General features: G+C 44.7%; 18 protein-coding genes and 1 pseudogene. 11 read left to right on the top strand and 8 right to left on the bottom strand.

Annotated features, from left to right (window positions below; translation table 11 throughout):
• Positions 1–112 precede the first annotated feature (112 nt).
• On the bottom strand, positions 113–1324 hold the full coding sequence (locus tag ONZ52_RS17140; protein WP_265219908.1) for an MFS transporter: 1212 nt from the start codon (positions 1322–1324) through the stop codon (positions 113–115).
• Between the two features lie 220 nt (positions 1325–1544).
• Between ONZ52_RS17140 and ONZ52_RS17135 the strand changes: the two genes are divergently transcribed.
• Positions 1545–3194 (top strand): methyl-accepting chemotaxis protein, encoded by a 1650-nt coding sequence (locus ONZ52_RS17135; RefSeq protein WP_265219907.1) that lies wholly within the window; start codon positions 1545–1547, stop codon positions 3192–3194.
• 80 nt (positions 3195–3274) lie between these two features.
• Here the strand turns inward: ONZ52_RS17135 and sstT are convergent, their stop codons facing one another.
• Positions 3275–4495: a serine/threonine transporter SstT gene (gene sstT, locus ONZ52_RS17130; RefSeq protein ID WP_265219906.1), complete on the bottom strand. Its 1221-nt coding sequence runs from the start codon at positions 4493–4495 to the stop codon at positions 3275–3277.
• A 222-nt stretch (positions 4496–4717) separates the two neighbouring features.
• Between sstT and ONZ52_RS17125 the strand changes: the two genes are divergently transcribed.
• The 3 genes from ONZ52_RS17125 (at position 4718) to ONZ52_RS17115 (ending at position 8204) form a co-directional block, all read left to right on the top strand.
• Complete coding sequence (locus ONZ52_RS17125; protein WP_265219905.1) at positions 4718–5356, top strand: NAD(P)H-dependent oxidoreductase; 639 nt, start codon at positions 4718–4720, stop codon at positions 5354–5356.
• Positions 5357–5533: 177 nt separating this feature from the next.
• Entirely contained in the window at positions 5534–6073 is a 540-nt protein-coding gene (locus tag ONZ52_RS17120) for a DUF3750 domain-containing protein (protein WP_265219904.1), read from the top strand.
• Between the two features lie 211 nt (positions 6074–6284).
• Entirely contained in the window at positions 6285–8204 is a 1920-nt protein-coding gene (locus ONZ52_RS17115; protein WP_265219903.1) for an alpha-amylase family protein, read from the top strand.
• A gap of 97 nt (positions 8205–8301) precedes the next feature.
• Here ONZ52_RS17115 and ONZ52_RS17110 read toward each other — a convergent pair whose 3' ends face one another.
• From ONZ52_RS17110 to prlC, 4 genes are all read right to left on the bottom strand, one after another.
• The gene (locus tag ONZ52_RS17110; protein ID WP_265219902.1) at positions 8302–9117 is read right to left on the bottom strand and encodes a DUF3037 domain-containing protein; all 816 of its coding nucleotides are present in this window, start codon (positions 9115–9117) and stop codon (positions 8302–8304) included.
• Positions 9114–9824 (bottom strand): HipA family kinase, encoded by a 711-nt coding sequence (locus ONZ52_RS17105; RefSeq protein WP_321160377.1) that lies wholly within the window; start codon positions 9822–9824, stop codon positions 9114–9116. The genes ONZ52_RS17110 and ONZ52_RS17105 overlap by 4 nt, the downstream gene beginning before the upstream one ends.
• 34 nt (positions 9825–9858) lie before the next feature.
• Positions 9859–10119, bottom strand: coding sequence for a YheV family putative zinc ribbon protein (locus tag ONZ52_RS17100; protein WP_111637275.1), 261 nt, complete (start codon positions 10117–10119; stop codon positions 9859–9861).
• A 105-nt stretch (positions 10120–10224) separates the two neighbouring features.
• Positions 10225–12255: an oligopeptidase A gene (gene prlC, locus ONZ52_RS17095; RefSeq protein ID WP_265219900.1), complete on the bottom strand. Its 2031-nt coding sequence runs from the start codon at positions 12253–12255 to the stop codon at positions 10225–10227.
• Positions 12256–12424: 169 nt separating this feature from the next.
• Between prlC and ONZ52_RS17090 the strand changes: the two are divergent.
• The 7 genes and pseudogenes from ONZ52_RS17090 to ONZ52_RS17060 all read left to right on the top strand — a co-directional run bounded on the left by ONZ52_RS17090 (position 12425) and on the right by ONZ52_RS17060 (position 16404).
• A pseudogene (locus tag ONZ52_RS17090) lies at positions 12425–12978 on the top strand (gamma carbonic anhydrase family protein).
• 70 nt (positions 12979–13048) lie between these two features.
• Positions 13049–13678 carry an RNA polymerase factor sigma-70 gene (locus ONZ52_RS17085; protein WP_265219899.1) on the top strand — a complete coding sequence of 210 codons (630 nt, stop codon included), beginning with the start codon at positions 13049–13051 and terminating at the stop codon, positions 13676–13678.
• The gene (locus tag ONZ52_RS17080; RefSeq protein ID WP_321160361.1) at positions 13679–13924 is read left to right on the top strand and encodes a zf-HC2 domain-containing protein; all 246 of its coding nucleotides are present in this window, start codon (positions 13679–13681) and stop codon (positions 13922–13924) included.
• Positions 13925–13971: 47 nt separating this feature from the next.
• Entirely contained in the window at positions 13972–14253 is a 282-nt protein-coding gene (locus ONZ52_RS17075; RefSeq protein WP_265219898.1) for a BufA1 family periplasmic bufferin-type metallophore, read from the top strand.
• A 15-nt stretch (positions 14254–14268) separates the two neighbouring features.
• On the top strand, positions 14269–15156 hold the full coding sequence (gene bufB, locus ONZ52_RS17070; protein ID WP_265219897.1) for an MNIO family bufferin maturase: 888 nt from the start codon (positions 14269–14271) through the stop codon (positions 15154–15156).
• The gene (locus ONZ52_RS17065; protein ID WP_265219896.1) at positions 15149–15904 is read left to right on the top strand and encodes an HvfC/BufC N-terminal domain-containing protein; all 756 of its coding nucleotides are present in this window, start codon (positions 15149–15151) and stop codon (positions 15902–15904) included. Before bufB ends, ONZ52_RS17065 begins: the two co-directional genes overlap by 8 nt.
• A gap of 26 nt (positions 15905–15930) precedes the next feature.
• Positions 15931–16404, top strand: coding sequence for a DoxX family protein (locus ONZ52_RS17060; RefSeq protein ID WP_265219895.1), 474 nt, complete (start codon positions 15931–15933; stop codon positions 16402–16404).
• A 12-nt stretch (positions 16405–16416) separates the two neighbouring features.
• Here ONZ52_RS17060 and ONZ52_RS17055 read toward each other — a convergent pair whose 3' ends face one another.
• Both ONZ52_RS17055 and ONZ52_RS17050 read right to left on the bottom strand, forming a co-directional pair.
• Positions 16417–17529 (bottom strand): methyl-accepting chemotaxis protein, encoded by a 1113-nt coding sequence (locus ONZ52_RS17055; protein ID WP_265219894.1) that lies wholly within the window; start codon positions 17527–17529, stop codon positions 16417–16419.
• A 58-nt stretch (positions 17530–17587) separates the two neighbouring features.
• Positions 17588–18046, bottom strand: coding sequence for an MCP four helix bundle domain-containing protein (locus tag ONZ52_RS17050; RefSeq protein ID WP_265219893.1), 459 nt, complete (start codon positions 18044–18046; stop codon positions 17588–17590).
• Positions 18047–18074 lie beyond the last annotated feature (28 nt).

Below are 18074 nucleotides of genomic sequence, written 5' to 3'. Positions count from 1 at the left end.
TCTCCTTCGTTTTTTTTAGACTTATGCAAAAGAATATACCGTTTTTAGCAATGGCATCTTGAGTTACTTAGACTACTGCAATTTATCGTGGGACTCCATCTTCAATGGTGCTTTAGCTTGTTGACGCAAAAACCAAAAACCTAACATTGCCGCTACCATACCCGATAAACTGCCCATCCCGATTGCCCACCGAGTCCCCAAATACATCGGCCACCCAACCAACCAAAGGCGCGCCCAACGCGGTACTTCCTAATGCCGTCGCCAACACCACCGCCATCACTCGACCACGGTAACGCTTCTGCGTTGCCACCTGCATATATGATGCGGTGGACGTGGTAAACAATTGCAAACTAAGGCCAAGGAAAATCAGCAATACAGCAAAAGACCAAAACGACGGACTAATAGCGACCAAAAGACAGCTGACAGAAAACATAGCAGCCACATAAATCATAAAGCGAAAAGTCGGTGAAGAGCGGCGACTGGCGGTCACCATGGCGCCCGAAATAGAGCCAATTGCCATCATTGAAATCAAAAAACCATATTGGTCTGCGTGCCCTTGGAAAACATGCACCGTCATAGCGGACAAGTACACCGAGAAGTTCATTCCCAAACTGCAAATCAAAAACGACATCACTAAAATCACGGCCATTTCTCGATGTTGCCAAATATAGCGAAAACCGTCTAAGAACTTCGCCACATCCGGCGTTTTCTTACTGTTATCTGCTTCGACTTTCGGCAATCGGTGTTTAAACAGGTGCAACGCGATTAACAACGGTACAAAAGACAGCACATTGATCATAAATACCCAACCACTGCCAACCGACGCAATTAACAGACCCGCAATAGCAGGGCCAACGAGGCGAGCCGAATTAAACGACACAGAATTAAGCCCAACGGCATTGGACAACTCTTTCTCACTGACAATATCTGAAACGAATGCGTGTCTTGCAGGAGCATCAAAGGCCGCCACACATCCTAAGGCAAACGCACAAACGCACACCTGCCAAAGCACCACATGCCCACTCAAGACCAACAAACCTAATATCAAGGCCAACCCGGCCATCAAACATTGCGTCGTAAACAAGAGTTTACGGCGATCCAGCCGATCCGCCGCCCACCCCGTAATAGGCAACAGCAATATTTGTGGTGCGAATTGCAAAAACACCACCAACCCAACGGCTGAGGCATTCTTATCAGATAACTCGGCAATAACAATCCAATCCTGAGCAGTACGCTGTAACCAAGTACCAATATTAGAAATGACAGCGCCACCAAACCAAATACGATAATTCGGATTGGCAAGAGACCGAAACGTCTTACTCAATATAAGCTCCTTTGATGATTCATGAAAAATGTCTCCCTACTCACTAAAAAGTGTCATTTATTAGTCTTAACATCACAGATTCACAACACTATACAAAAAACACATTTATTATAGGAAGTTCCTTGTATAATTGGAGAGGTACATTCTATTCTCTAAAAAAATAAGCATTGAAGCTTTCACATTAATTGCATGATCAAAAAACAATAGCAGGTAATACATCGTGATTTTTAATAAAATGTCTCTAAAAGTGCAATTTGCTCTTGTGATTGCCCTACCTTGTCTTGCTCTATTTCTCGTCAGTTGGGCTGGATTACAAGGCCTTTCTAACGTGCAAGAGCAAACCAAACAACTCGCTCAAAACACCAGCGCCCCAATGCGCTCACTTGCCGAAGTGGCCTCTCGTATTCCTCGCATGCGTGTCGGTATCGACATTATTTTGTTGCAAGAAATCCCCGCCATGCAGGATAAAAAAGGTGTCCTAACTCGCATAAAAGAAACGCGTACTGAAGACATTCCTGAAATGGACATGGCTTTAAAACAAGCACTAGAGGCGCAAGTAAACCCTCTCATGCGTGCTGAAGTACAAAAGATTATCGATATTTTTGCTAAGGTCAAAAGCGATGAACTCGCTCCCATGTTAACCGCCATGGAAAATAACGACCTAACCACAGCGCAAGAAATATACAAAACCAAATACGCTGATAGCTACGGTGTCATGCGCAAAGCCGTCAATAAAATTTTGGATGAATTATTAGAGCAAGGCAAACAGGGTTACACGCAGAGCCAAATTAACTACGAAGCAAGTCGCAATAACATGATTATATTAATCATTATTGCCTTATCGGCGTCGATTGTCTTAGCTTGGTTAATGTTACGACGTCTTAATCAACGTGTCTCCTACTTACAACAACATATTTCCAGTGCTAGTGACAAGCTGGATCTTGGCACAGTCATCACACTGGATGGCAAAGATGAACTGAGCGACATCGCTCAACACTTCAATCAATTTATCGCCAAAGTGCGTGCCGCAATTGAAAATGTGGCTGAAAACTCTCGCCAGCTCGCTCGTACGGCAAACGATGTCGCAGCCAAAGCCAAGGCGACACATACTAACTGTTTAAATGAACGTGACCGAACCACTCAGATTGCTACAGCGATTCATGAAATGGGCGCCACAGTTGAGAATATTGCAGAAAATGCCTCTCAAGCCGCAAAAGCCGCTCAAGAAGCGGACAAACAAGCGCACCAAGGGGCTGAATTAGTCGCTCGTGCTCGCCAAGGTGTCGCTGCTCTATCCACAGAAATTCAGCACATCAGCTCTGACATTGGCTCATTGGCAACACAAACAGACTCTATTGGTAGCATCCTCGATACCATCCGCAGTATTTCAGAGCAAACCAATTTATTGGCTTTAAATGCCGCCATAGAGGCCGCCCGTGCCGGTGAACAAGGACGCGGTTTTGCTGTGGTTGCCGATGAAGTACGCAACCTAGCCAGTCGTTCTGCTGCTTCTACGGATGAAATACAAAAAATGATCGATCAGCTACAGGAACAATCGGCCAAAACCGTTTCCACGATCAAAACCGGCCAAGACCAAAGCAATACCGTGGTAGGACAAGCCAATGAGGCAAACACCTCACTTGAGCAAATCACCAAGCATATTGGTCAAATCAGTGACATGAATATACAGGTGGCAACAGCCACTGAAGAGCAAGCGCTTGTGGTAAATGACATGAGTAAAAACGTCGAAGAGATTAATCAGCTCACCACGGAAACCTCAGAAATTGCCGATGAGCTAACAGCGTCCAGCAACAATTTACAAAAACTCTCTGTCCAACTGGATAAATTGGTGACCCAGTTTAAGCTTTAAACTAGAAAACCATAGAAACAAGAAGGGGAAGCCAAGTGCTTCCCCTTCTTGTTTTTGCTCTACCGCTGATATTAAGCTAACTAGTTCTTATCATTAGCAAGACAAGCGGCCGCCGTAAACAACACATCTGTCGAGCTATTTAACGCCGTTTCAGCAGAGTCCTGCAATACACCAATAATGAAACCAACCGCCACCACTTGCATGGCAATCTCATTGGGAATATTGAATAAACTACACGCCAATGGAATCAATAATAACGAACCACCCGCCACGCCTGACGCGCCACACGCCGACACGGCCGCTATAACACTTAACAACACAGCCGTTCCAAAATCCAACGAAATACCTAGCGTGTTTACCGCCGCTAACGTTAACACCGTGATGGTAATCGCGGCGCCCGCCATGTTAATCGTCGCCCCCAGCGGAATCGACACAGAATAAGTGTCTTCATCCAAATCCAAACGCTTACATAAATCTAAATTGACGGGAATATTGGCCGCTGAACTGCGAGTGAAAAAGGCCGTAACGCCGCTCTCTTTGAGGCACTTAAACACCAAAGGGTAAGGGTTGCGGCGAATCTTCCAAAATACCAATAAGGGGTTAGTAATAAAGGCAATAAATAACATCGCGCCTATAAGCACAGCTAACAAATGCGAATAGCCAAACAAAGCATCAAAACCCGTTGCAGCAATAGTGCTGGCAACCAGACCAAAAATACCAAACGGGGCTAAGCGAATAATCACCGACACAATATTTGTCACACTGCTCGCTAGATGTTGCAGCAAGGCTTTTGTCGCGTCAGAAGCGTGGCGTAAACCCAAGCCAAAACCAATGGCCCAGGTTAAAATACCCACATAATTGCCTTGAACCAGCGCATTGACAGGGTTATCAACCATTTTGAAGACCAGCGTATGCAATACCTCATCAATACCTTGAGGCGCACTCTGGCTCAAATCTGGAGACACCAAGTTCAAATGGGTCGGAAAAATAAAGCTAAACATAACGGCGGTTAATGCGGCAACAAATGTTCCCGCAATATAAAGCACTAGCACAGGTCGAATATGACTTTGCTGAGCCTGTTTGTGATTCGCAATCGAGGCCATTACCAATAAAAAAACTAAAATGGGGGCAATGGCTTTTAAGGCTTTTACAAAGAAATCGCCCAACAAACTGGTGGACAAGGCGGTACTGGGTGAAACGTAGGCCAATACCACGCCACAAAGAATACCGATGGCAATGTGTAGTACCAAACTGCCGCGTAAATAACGCTGTAACAACGATGGTTTTTGAGCAAATGTCATTAGAAGGGGGTCCATTGAAATTTTCGAGATCGCACCTTACTGCATACCAGCACAAAAATGAACCATTTTAGGGCGTTTTTAAAGAAAATATCGCCCTATATCAACCAAGTTAGCCTTTAACCAATCATTCAACTTTCTCATTAATTGCTGAAATCAAGACTTGTTCTGCACTGACATTGGCCTCATATTACTGGTATAAACATGCTTTACTAAGGATTAAAAATGTCGAATTTGTTAGCAAAATTAAACTGGCGTTATGCCACCAAAAAAATGGACTCAAGCAAAGCCGTTGAGCAAGAAAAAGTAGATCGAATTTTAGAGGCCATTCGCCTAACCGCAACCTCAAGCGGTCTACAACCATATGAAGTCATCGTGGTGAAAAACAAAGCGTTGCGTGAAGCCATCGTGCCTCATGCTTGGAACCAAGCTCAAATCACCGACTGCTCTCATCTGTTGGTGTTTGCCGCGTGGGACAACTACACGGAAGAACGCATCAACAAGATGTTCGACTTAGTAAACGACGAACGAGGCTTTAAAAACGAAGGTTGGGAAAACTATCGCCAAATGATCTTAGGCGCTTACCCTCCACGTGACGCAGAGGTGAATTACCAGCACGCAGCTCGTCAAGCTTACATTGGTCTTGGCACCGCATTGATTGCTGCTGCAGAAGAAGGCGTAGACAGCACACCAATGGAAGGCTTCGACCCTGCTAAAGTTGACGAAATTCTCGGTCTAACTGAACGCGGTCTGCGCTCTGTGATTCTGCTTCCTTTGGGTTACCGTGCCGAGGAAGGCGACTGGCTAAAAAATCTGAAAAAAGTGCGCCGAGCTAAAGAAGACTTCATCATTGAAATGAACTAATGTGTTATTCAGCTCAAATAACCTCTAAAACGCCAGTTTACTGGCGTTTTTTATTGCTTGGTTGAACTGCGCAAAAATCGTGGCATCCACTCGCTAAGCAAAAAATAATGACCCAAGGACACTCAAAATTGCGTATCTTAATTCACACAAAACATTTTAACCGTACAAGGACAAAGCATGACAAGGTTTCTAGGACTCCTTTTTATCACGCTATTTTTAAGCGCCTGCTCTTCAAACGATAATTGGCGTACCGCCAGCCGCGAACCCGCCGGTATCGCGCCATCGCCAGAAACAGAAAAAGAGGCCGTCATCGAATTTTACGCGGCCGATGCGTTTAGCTGGCGCGGCTGGTTTGCCGTTCATACATGGGTCGCAACCAAAGAAAAGAACGCGTCTGAATACACTGTTCATGAAGTCGTCGGATGGCGTGTAGAACGGGGCTTACCAGCACTGTACGAATACCAAACGGCCACACCGGATCGTTACTGGTTTGGTGCAAAACCAGAGAAAGTACTTTCTATTATTGGCCCAAAAGCGGAAACATTGATTCCTAAAATAGAAGAAGCGGTAAAGCGCTACCCTTGGGCCAATGAATACACGGTTTTTCCGGGACCAAACAGCAATACCTTTCCCGCTTGGATTGGATTACAAGTCCCTGAATTAGACCTTGATATGCCTTTCAGTGCCATTGGCAGTGGCTACGCCGATAACGAGTAATCCTGCATTTTCACCTTTGATTTCCGAGGCGCTGACTGTCTCGGAAATTAAGTCCGTTTTTAGAAAGTCCGCATATTGACCCGCCCCAGTCCTTACGCTACGTTTTCCAGTGGCAAACGAGGAACACAAGTCTGTTCAACGATCCAACCAAAATAACAACTTAACTCGAACTTAACGGTGCGAGCCTCTCTCAAAAGGCAACTATATGGTCATGGATTTCTCTTTCGAAGCGCAAAAAACACAGCAACGCCTGTTATCCGAATTGGATTTTAGTCCGCTCACTTCGCAACAAAAAACCACTTTCATCTCTCGCTTAGAAACGAATTTTCAACCATTGTTTGAGCAACTTTTTCCGCTCTACCAGCACTGTTTCGACCTGCACTTTCATCTCAAAGTATTACTGCAGTCTTTCATCGATTTTCAAAAGAAAAAACGCCCAGCACAAATCAAAGACAAATCAGAATTTTGGTTCGAGTCGAATCAGAATGTTGGTATTGCCGTGTATGTAGATCTATTAGCGGATGATCTGAGCTCCTTAATCGACAAGATTCCGTATTTTGAATCGTTAGGCATCAATTATGTCCATTTAATGCCACTGTATCTATCACCAGAAGGTAACAGTGACGGCGGTTATGCGATTTCAGATTATCGTACTGTGTCTCCTAATTTAGGCACCAACAAAGACTTAAAAGATCTCGCTGCCGCGCTGCACAAGAAAGGCATTCGCATGGTGTTGGACTTTGTGTTCAACCACACTTCCGATGAGCATCGTTGGGCCGAAGCCGCCAAATCTGGCGATAAAGAGTATCAAGAATATTATTACTTCATGGGCGAACAAGACGCCATGGAATACAACCAAACCGTGCGCGAAATTTTCCCACAAATTCGCCGCGGTAGTTTTACCTATTTGCCCGAATTAGACCGCCATGTTTGGACGACTTTTAACTCGTTCCAATGGGATTTAAACTATTCCAACCCAGCGGTGTTTGTCGCCGTCGTAGAAGAAATGCTGCATCTTATTTTAAACGGCTGTGATGTCTTGCGACTCGATGCCTTAGCCTTTGTTTGGAAAGAAAAAGGCACAGTATGCGAGAACTTACCGAAGGCCCACAATTTAATCAAAGCATTCAAAGCCTGCTTAGACATTGCCGCACCACAAGTGGTGTTTAAATCCGAAGCCATTGTCCACCCGGACGAAGTGAACAAATACATTGGTGCCGACGAATGCACCCTGTCTTACAATCCCTTGATGATGGCATTATTGTGGGAAAGCCTAGCGACACGTCAAACCAACTTGTTATACCAATCTCTTGAGCGCAGCTTTGCAATTCCAGAGCATACTACTTGGATTAACTATATTCGCTGTCATGACGATATTGGCTGGTTATGGGATGACGCCATTTCTGATCGTCTTGGCATTGATGGCATCGGCCATCGTCGCTTCTTAAACCAATTCTATACGGGACAGTTTGAAGGCTCTTTTGCGGCCGGCGTCCCCTTTCAAGAAAACCCAGTCAATGGCGACTGCCGAGTGTGTGGTACACTGGCGTCACTGGCTGGTGTAGAAACCGCTATCGCCGCAGACGATCCGTTGCTACTGGATCATGCCATCAAGCGTATTCGAGTACTAAACGGTATTAACTTCGCCATGCCCGGCATTCCATTGTTGTACCAAGGCGACGACCTTGGCGTGCTTAACAACAATGATTATTTGAATGATCCAACGAAAGTCGATGACAGCCGCTGGGTACATCGTAAGAAGCTCACCAACGACGATCTCGCGTTGGCTGCAGACACTAGTACCCCTCAGGGCAAAATTGCTCAGTTAATCCGAGAAATGATTCAAATCCGCAAAGCCAATCCACTTTTTGCTGCGCAAGAGTTTGAGCTGGTTTCTCTTGGCAGCGAACATTTATTCGCTTTTAAGCGACAACAAGGGGACAAAACACTCGTCGTCATCGCCAACATGAGCGAACACCTAATACCGCTGGAGCGCCTTCCTCTTGGTCAATCACTCAGCGAATTAATGGGGCAAGACACCGCCATTAATTTACTCGACAAGGCGTTGATTGATTTACCATCCCTGAACCTTATCGAGCCACTAGATGTACTTTGGTTAACCAAGGCTTAACGTTATATTTACTGTAAGCTTGATTTAACATGTAAAAAGCAAAAAAAACGGACCGACGGTGAAGTGGGTCCGCTTTTTTGTGTTCAACATCACGCAATCAGTGCTTCGCAAATTTCTCAATAGCTGCTTTATTCTGAATATCGACTAATTCACCAATATTGCTCAACTCACTTTTAACAATAGACCAAGCCTCATCAGCTTCTTTCGTCCTATTTTCGCTCAAAGAAAACGGGAGAAGGACTTTCTTGGGAAGCAATTCTAAGCTAGCCATACGATTTAAACGTACTTCATTACCATCAACCACTTCAAAAATTTCTTTTGGAGTAAGTCGATCACTTAGCTCAATAGGTTGAATTAGCTTTAATGGTTCGCCTTTTTCTCCTAATTGCGTAAAGTTATAAGTTGCTTCGAACCCACTTTTTGCAAACCTATGCTGCCTAAACGGTCTTTCTAGGTGCAATAAGTCTAATTGAGACCTTAAAAGGCCGCTGAGTTTTTGCCTACTTTTAGCCTGAGAACTTGAGCTGTGGCTAACCATACGAGCAAATATACTATCAAGTGTTCCGTCAATTGAGTCCGTTATAACGGTTCGAACTTCGCTAAAACGCAGCAAGGTTGCACGAGGCTTCACCAAGAAATCAAAAGCCTCTTGTGCGGTCATGTAATGGTGAGCTACTTGTTCTTGAATAAAAGCTAATTCTTTCTGATAAGAAGCCATTGCAAACTTGAACACTTGCTTATCATCAATATGAAAAAACCTTGATACCCTAGCACCAATATCAGATGTATCTACCTTGAATACAAAGAAATTATGGCTTTTTGAATAAAGAAGTACGCCCACATTGGCAAACTCACCAGTTTCACTGTAGGGAGCAAAGCGCAGAACAACGTATTTGCAAGCATATTTTTTCATACAAAAAACCAAAAATCATCGTCAGTATAACGGCTTAAAGTGTTCTCTATTGCAACAAGATCAATATCTGCTTTAAGGGTGTTGATAGGTGAATCACTATACTGCCACTCTTCTGGCAGAGAACCAATAATGTTATTTAAATTAAGAAAAATATCTTCAATCTGTCCAATAAACTCAGCTCTAAACACCAAATCATTGAGCCATTTTTTGTTAATCTGATCATAAAAAAGATGATTTAAAACATCACTTCTCGTGTATTTTTTATCAAAAGCATTATTGTGATCGATTACTCTAATACGCTTATCACTAACCAAAAGGTTCGTGTTATCACTATTTCTATCAGCATTTTTCACCCAATAATCAAAAAGGAAAATCTTTAACTTTTCCTCTTCAGTGACGATATGCTGCATCGTTTTAGGCTCAAACCACTGCGCTAACTGGATCTTCTTCGAACCAAAAATAGGGCCGCAACCTAGGTCAAACTGAGTATTAAAATCTAATTCAAAATATAGCTCTTCAGGTATTTCAACCAGCTCGTATTCTGCAATAGGAAGACCAAAATCCGTTGCTAAATTAGCACATATCCACTCATTAATTTGACTGGATCGAGGCAAGCCTTTAACAATAAAAGAATTCCCATCCTCATCTAAACACTCATATGGATTGCTATAACCTTGTTCAACCTTTCCAATCACTTCCACTATCATTTTCACAATAAAGATCCCTCTAGCTTGTAATAATCTAGTGCTTAGTCGAACCCGGATTCGGTATAAAGTTAATCACCATTTCTTCCGCTTGCGGCGCACTGCTGTGCGGTTTATTTACGCGAGTCGGAATCTCGGTTGGCTGTGCTTGCACCACAGTCGACTGCTCATCCGTGTAACCACACACTATGCATTCGCGATACTGTTTTTCAACCTCATCATCACGCCATGCACGAATCTTATCCATCTCACTACAACGAGGGCACACTGCCCCTGCGATAAAGCGTTTTACAGTCATAACCCAACTACCTTTAAAAAGTGACGCCCTAAACAACGTCATAAAAAAGCAGCGTCTCACCTGATAGCCATCAAGTGAGACGCTGCTTCCTTGCAAAAACAAAACCTACGCCGCGATGCCGCTGTGTCTCAATAAGGCATCAGTACTTGGCTCACGACCACGGAATTCCGCGAATAATTCTGCGGCTGGACGAGAGCCGCCATTGGCCAATATGGTATCACGGAAGCGTGCACCGGTATCCCTATTGAAGATACCGTCCTCTTCGAATTTCGAGAAGGCATCGGCCGACAAGACTTCCGCCCATTTATAGCTGTAGTAGCCCGCCGCGTAACCACCAGCAAAAATATGCGAGAAGCTATTTTGGAAACGGTTAAACTCAGGCGGTGTGGTTACTGCCACTTTGCGACGCACATCGTTAATAACGGATTGCACAGAAATGCCTTTTTGGTATTCCATGTGCAAACGGAAATCGAACAAAGAAAACTCAAGCTGACGCATCATCTGCATGCCGGATTGGAAATTCTTCGCCGCCAGCATCTTGTCTAACAAGTCTTGTGGCAACGGTTCGCCCGTTTCGTAATGACCTGCGATATGGGCAAGCGCCTCTGGCTCATAGCACCAGTTTTCCATAAATTGACTTGGCAATTCCACCGCATCCCACGCGACACCGTTAATACCTGATACGGATGAAACATCGACTTGGGTCAACATATGATGCAAGCCATGGCCAAACTCATGGAATAAAGTAGTGACTTCATCATGGGTTAACAAAGCCGGTTTGTTACCGATAGGTGGCGTAAAGTTACATACCAAATACGCAATGGGTAACTGTAAACGGTTGTCGCTCAAGCGACGACGAGTACGACAAGAATCCATCCATGCGCCACCGCGTTTTGCTTCGCGCGCGTAAGGATCTAGATAAAAGCGAGCGATGTCCTCACCGTCTTTGCTGATAGTGAAAAGCTGTAAATCCTTGTTATAGCTATCAAATTCTTTTTCTTCACGAATATCCACACCAAATAAGGTTTGTGCCACGTGAAACAATCCAGACAAAACCTTGTTCATTGGGAAATAAGGGCGCAGCTCTTCTTGGGAAATGCTGTACTTATGCTGACGCAATTTTTCTGCGTAGTAAGTCATGTCCCAAGCATTTAATGTTTCCACGCCATTTTCGTCTTTCGCAAACGCTGTTAGCTGTGCAAGATCTTGTTCTGCCGAGCTTTTTGATTTTTTAGCAAGATCTTCCAAGAAGTCGATAACTTGCTGTCCGTTGTCTGCCATTTTTGTCGCGACGGACAATTCAGCGTAGTTTTCAAAACCGAGAATATGAGCCATCTCATGACGCAATGCCAAAATCTCGTCGATCAAAGGCGCGTTATTGAATTTGATGTCGCCACCTTGGTCTGAGGCGCGAGTGGCGAAAGCGCGATACATTTCTTCCCTCAAAGCGGCGTTGTCAGCGTAACTCATCACTGGCATATAGGATGGGAAGTCTAGAGTGAATAACCAACCATCCTTTTCTTTGGCTTCGGCCATTTGCTTCGCTTGTGCTAGGGCCGATTCAGGTAGACCAGACAGCTCGCTTTCGTCGGTGATTAACTTACTCCACGCTTGTGTCGCATCCAACACGTTTTCACCAAACTGACTACCCAGCTCAGACAAACGTTGGCTGATCTCGCCATAACGTTTTTTACTCTCGCCTTCTAAACCTACGCCCGATAATTCAAAATCCCGAATGGTTTGTGTTAAGGCTTCGCTTTGTGCTGTTGTCAGACTCTTGGCCGCATCGCTTTGGGCAAGGGTTTTATAGGCTTGGTACAAGGCTTTGTTTTGCCCAAGGTCAGTGTAGTACTGAGTCAGTTTTGGCAAGCAGGCATTATAAGCAGCTCGCAATTCAGGCGTATTTTTGACTGAATTCAAATGACCAATCGGCGACCAAAAATTGTTTAAGTCATCGTGCAATTGATCCAATGGCAAAACCAGGCTTGCCCATGTTGGATGGGTATTTTCCCTAACACAAGCGTCGATGGCTTCTTGATTGCGCTTTAGCAGTTTCTCTAGATCCGCTTCAATGTTAGCAACATCGACATCGGTAAAATTCGGTAAGCTGGTCGCGTCCCATACAGACTGTGACATATCATGATATCCTTTTATATTAATTGAACGCTGTATTGCATTGGTCAATACTATGCTTACTAAGATAGGTTGTCTTAATACTTTTTCAATGCATAAAACCCTATTGTGCTAATAGTTCCATCATTTATTAACACATTTTACTAGCAATCCCCCTTATAAGAGAGAATTTATGGTGATGAAATCTTTCCGTGGTAAAACACCACAATTAGGCGACCGAGTTTGGGTCGATGACAGCGCGGTGGTTATTGGCGATGTCACCATAGGCGAAGACAGCTCTGTCTGGCCGTTGGTCGCTATACGCGGAGATATGCACCGCATTCGCATTGGTGCGCGCACCAGCATCCAAGATAATTCTTGTCTGCACATTACCCACGCTAGCGCTTACAAGCCAGAAGGTCATCCTCTAGACATTGGCGACGACGTCACAGTGGGTCACATGGCCATGTTACATGGCTGTACGATTGGCAGCCGAGTCTTGGTTGGCATGGGAACCACCATTCTGGATGGCGCTGTGATTGAAGACGAAGTCATCATCGGTGCGGGCTCTTTGGTGCCACCGGCAAGCGTTTAGAAACAGGCTTTATGTACATGGGATCTCCAGTGAAACAAATCCGGCCACTCAACGAGAAAGAAATAGAATACTTTCAGTACGCTGGACTGAATTACGTCAAATTAAAAGATGAATACTTAGCAGAAGCAAAAGCAGACTCAAAAAATACATAAAAAACACATTTGAAACGTAATAAAAACCACACTCACAGCGTCCAAACATGACAAATACCGCGAGACTGAAATGACTAACGCACATCTTTCTATTGATAGGGACCATTCAGAGGCAGAAAGCCTCTTTCAAGATATAGCGTTTATAGAAGCATTACGTGTTCAGATGCTGAAGTTTGCTAAGCTACAAGTGCGAGATAGTCAATTAGCGGAAGACGCTGTGCAAGAAGCCATGTTGTCCGCTTATCAGCACATTGACCGTTTCGCGCGCCAAGCCGCTTTTAAGACTTGGGTATTGTCTATTTTAAAGAACAAATTGATTGATCTACTACGCAAAGAAAAGCGTCATACCGCCGCCAGTCAACTAGAAGAAGGCCCAAACCTAAGTGGTGATGCCTTGATCGAATACCTATTTGAAGAAAATGGTCACTGGCAGAAAGATGAACGCCCAAAAAAATGGGATCAACCAGACCATGAGGTTGAGAATGAAGACTTCTGGCGTATTTTTGATGCGTGTTTGGAAGTCTTACCCGCAAAATATGGTCGGCTGTTTATGATGCGTGAATTTCTCGAAATGGAAACGCCAGAAATTTGTCACATCGAAGCGGTATCGATCAGTAGTCTTAATGTCACTTTATACCGCGCCCGTCTGCGCTTACGCGAGTGCCTAGAAGATCACTGGTTTCAAAAGGAGACGTCGTAAATGATGAAGTGCAAACAAGCAACCCAAATGCTCTCTGAAAAGCTAGATCGCCCACTCAGCACCAAAGAAAAAATAAATTTGGCCATGCATACCGCCATCTGCTCACCTTGTCGCCAATTTGGCCAACAAATGGAGACATTACGAGCGCTGTCGCAAGCTTATACAAAAACAAAAGAGTCCCGAAGAAAAATAATTTTCATTTTTTGTGTAATAAAGCCAAGATCTCTCACGTCAAAGACAATGTAATAACAAGCTATGCGCGTTTCCCTTTATACAACACCGAGGATCGACCCATGAAAAGTACTAAATTATCTTTGTCTCTAGCTCTTGGTTCAGCGATTGCCCTTTCGGCTGTGGCGGTAACCTCTCCTGCCGAAGCCGCCAGTAAAGAAAAATGTTACGGTGTGGCGCTTGCAGGTCAAAACGACTGTGCTGCAGGTCCAGGCACTTCTTGCGCTGGCACGTCGAAAACAGACTACCAATCTAATGCATGGAAATTAGTCCCTGCCGGCACTTGCGTGGAGATGGAATCTAAAACTTCTTCAACTGGCCATGGCCAATTGAACGCCTTCTAAGGCGACTGGTACACCATGGTATTTACGCCAAAACAAAGCCAAGGCGCGTCAGCGCCTTCGAGCTTTATTGAAACCACTGGCATCAGCCTAAAACCTTCCTATTACCATGACATTTTAGACCGTCGTCCAGAACTTGGCTTTTTCGAGATCCATGCGGAAAATTATCTAAGCTTAGGTGGACCAGCACGCTACTATTTGCAAAAAATCAGAGAGCATTATGCGTTCACCATACACGGTGTCGGCTTGTCTATTGGCGCAGACATGCCGTTAGATCCGTCCCATTTACAGCGCATCGCTCGGCTTGTTGATGAGGTGCAGCCCGAGGTGTTTTCTGAGCATCTCGCGTGGTCGACCCACGATAATGTTTTTTTAAACGATCTATTACCCGTGGCTTATAACCAAGCCACATTGAACCGTGTATGTGAACACATAGATCAACTGCAATCGACACTAAAACGCCAAGTCTTAATTGAAAACCCGTCTACCTATTTTGAGTTCCACCGCAGTGATCGCAGTGAAATTGATTTCATTGCTGAAATGGCTCATCGAACAGGCTGTGGGCTGCTGCTAGACATTAACAACGTCGAAGTGTCTTGTTTTAATCATAGAAGTAACCCATTCGATTACATTAATCGCTTTCCAAGTAGCGCGGTGGGGCAAATTCACCTTGCAGGTCATAGCTTGGATGAAAACACCACAATACCACTAAAAATCGACAGCCATGACACCCCAGTTTCCCATGAAGTTTGGGACTTATATCAACATACCTTAACTATAATGGGTGACCGTCCGACGTTAATCGAACGCGATGGCCATTTGCCCACGCTGTCGGTTTTACTGGCCGAAGCACGACAAGCGGACCACATACGAACAAACTTAAGACAGGAAAGCCGTCATGAATAAGGCTTTTAGAGACGCATTATTTCATCAAGATATGGCTTTTTATGAAGAAATCAAAGGCCATTCTGATGAGGAAAAAGCCATTCGTTTCAACGTCTATCGCAACAATGTTTATGTGTCTTTAATCGACGCGTTAGCCGATATTTTTCCGGTCTCGCAAACGCTTGTTGGAAACGCATTTTTCCGCGCGATGGCACGGGAATACCTTCAAGACAACCTCCCTAAAACCCCAATTATCGGAGAATACGGGGCCACGTTTGCTGATTTCATTCGTGCATTTGAACCGTCGAAAAGCGTGCCATTTTTAGGCGATCTTGCTGACCTAGAACACAAACTCTTAACACTGACTCATGCACAAGAATACCCAACGCTTGAACATGAGCAAATATCAGCGGCATTTAATAACACCTCAGACCCAACGAGATTGTTGCTGGGTTTATCACCAAACACGAGTGTGATGTCTTCTTGCTATGCAATTGGTTCGTTGTATTTAGCCCATAAGCAACCTCACGAACAAAATTTAGCCCAAATCCAGCCGTATAATAGCGAGTACTTACTTCTATCAAAGCCTTCTATTTATGGTGAGGTGTATATTATCAGTGAAAACGAAGCGGTTTTTATTCAACGCCTTATGCAAAATAAAACACTTGAACAAGCCATTCCGGATGACGCGACGTTTGATACTGGAAGCAGTTTGGCAAAACTCATTCAATGGAAATTAATCACTAACGTGTCGGAAGCCGATGCCTAAAAGCAAACAGGCTCAAGGAGAAAATTATGGTGTCGTCTATGTTACAAATCAGTGAGCGCTTATTTAACAAAATCCCCGAGTCGATGGTCTTGTTTATCGCACGGTTCGCCATTGCGGCCGTCTTTTGGCAGTCAGGACAAACCAAAATAGAGGGTTTTTCCTTAGATATTATCGCTATGCAAGCCCAATTAGGCTGGCCTCATCTCAAAGAAACAACCTTGTTTCTGTTTGAATACGAATATAACTTGCCGCTGATTCCTCCTATGGTCGCCGCTTTATTGGCCACGTTGGCCGAACATGTTTTACCCATCCTCATCTTAACGGGCCTGTTGACCCGCTTCGCTGCATTTGGTTTAGCGGGCATGACATTGGTGATTCAACTGTTTGTCTATCCTGATGCCTACCCAACCCACGCCACATGGCTAGCCATCACGCTTTTGCTTATGTACCGTGGCGCAGGTGTTTTTTCTTTGGACCATGTCTTATCCAAACACAAATAAAAAGTTCACCCGTTACGCGGGCAAGGTAAACGTAGACGTTGCGTCATGGGTTTGCTCGGCTGCACCCGATAACGCGTCGGTAAGCTTGCTCAAGCGTTTTGATGTTTGCTCATTGCTCGTCGTAACGTCAACAATACGAGTAATGTGCGCCGCCATATCTTGCGCTTCTCTTGCCTGTTGCTGAGCCAATTGTGAAAGACCATCAAGGCTTTTCAGCGAATTGGCTGAATCGGCTTCTAATTGGCTAAGAGGCGCCACCACCGCTTCAATTTGCGCCACACCGTGACGCATCTTCTCCTGCCCTTCAACCATTTCATTAGCAATCTGCATAGACAAACTGCTAATAGTGGTAATTACCTTATCAATAGACGCCGTGACTTGTGCGGTATTAGTCGCCAAGTTACGCACCTCGTCCGCCACCACAGCAAAACCTCGACCACTTTCCCCAGCACGAGCCGCTTCGATAGACGCATTCAGCGCCAACAAATTGGTTTGCTCAGCCACACTACGAATGCTGTTTACAAACTCTGTGACGGTCGCTGCACTTTTATTCAATTCCGCCACAGCATGAGACGTCTCTTCAATATAAGCGGCAACCGCTGTAATGTCTTTCGCCGCAGAAGTAATCACCTTTTTGCCATGTTTGGCTAAATCATGAGCCGCTTCCGCTTGATTGCGCGACACACTGACATGATCAGCCATTACATTCGCGGCATTCGATAGCTCGCTAACAGACAATTGAATCTCACCGGCCATAGAGGTCTGAGTATTGGATCCCTGATTCACATCCGCCACATTCATACGAATGGCACCAACGGCATCAACAACCGTTCTGGCACTCTTATCAATTTGCCTAATGACATTCGCTAAACTGACCCGCATACGTTTAACACTGTCCAGTAGCTGACCAATCTCTCCCTTCTGCGCTGATGTAATCTCTTGAGAAAAGTCACCATGGGCAAATTTATCTAACAGTGCAATCACATAATTAAGCGGATTTACGATACTACGGGTAATCAAAACCGACATGATCAAACCAATGAAAACCGCCAAAAGCCCTACCCCGACTGTGAGCCAAATAGCCAACTCGGATTCAGACAAGACCTCTTTCTGCCGAGCTTGCATCAAGCTACGCTCATACTCGGATAACGCAGACGTTTGCTTTAAAAAGGTTTGTAGCTCATCACGAGTCAGAACCCGCCATCCGTTTTTTTGCCTCCTCTAGCTCACCAAACTCCAAGGCCTCGACGGTAGCCTGAAGTGCATCCTGATATACCTTTCGTTGGATTTTTAAACCCTCAACAACCGCTTTATCCTGAGGAGTTTGTACCAACAGAGCCATTTTTTCCAAACTGCTATCAAGATTGCTATTTCGCTCATCAATTTCTTTGTAAATAGCGACTCGAGCGTCTCGTTCCTCTAGAACAAACAGCAACAACAGGCGACTGGCCAAGCTTTCAGCGTTAACGTTTAGCTCACCGGCCAACTCAACTAAAGCCGCGTTTTCATCCACAATACTGCGGATATTGCCTGATAGGAGCTGAAAACGACTCACTGACAACGCCACCACTAGCACCAGCAATACCAACAACACTAAATAACTCGCCCGTAGACGGCTACGGATACTAGTAAAACTCATCATGAAACGTCCTTCTTGGGAGTAGCAAATG

Source organism: Marinomonas rhodophyticola, from assembly GCF_026113935.1.
Taxonomy (GTDB): Bacteria; Pseudomonadota; Gammaproteobacteria; order Pseudomonadales; family Marinomonadaceae; genus Marinomonas; species Marinomonas rhodophyticola.
The sequence above is the reverse complement of the archived record's forward strand: the minus strand, read 5'-3'. Positions and strand labels throughout refer to the sequence as shown.